At 63.3% G+C, this 256-nt stretch carries 1 protein-coding gene; it reads left to right on the top strand.

The genetic code is table 11. The features are described 5' to 3' along the window. The coding region (locus REG_RS11460) for an aldo/keto reductase (RefSeq protein ID WP_141553671.1) at positions 1 to 256 on the top strand (256 nt) is incomplete at both ends.

Genomic DNA, 256 nt, shown 5'->3' with positions numbered 1-256 from the left:
CAATCGGTATCAACCTGATCGACACCGCGCCGGTGTACGGCTTTGGCCTGTCCGAAGAACTGATCGGCAAGGCCCTGCGCGGCGTGCGCCACAGTGCGGTGATCGCTACCAAGGCCGGCCTGCAATGGGACAGCGGCAGCACCCGGCGCAACGCTACGGCCCAGCGCATTCGCAAAGAAGTCGAAGATTCCCTGAAGCGCCTGGAAACCGACTACATCGACCTGTACCAGATCCACTGGCCCGACCCCTTGGTCGC

The organism is Candidatus Regiella insecticola LSR1 (assembly GCF_000143625.1).
In the GTDB taxonomy this organism is placed as follows: Bacteria; Pseudomonadota; Gammaproteobacteria; order Enterobacterales; family Enterobacteriaceae; genus Regiella; species Regiella insecticola.
This window is presented reverse-complemented; position numbering and strand designations above follow the sequence as displayed.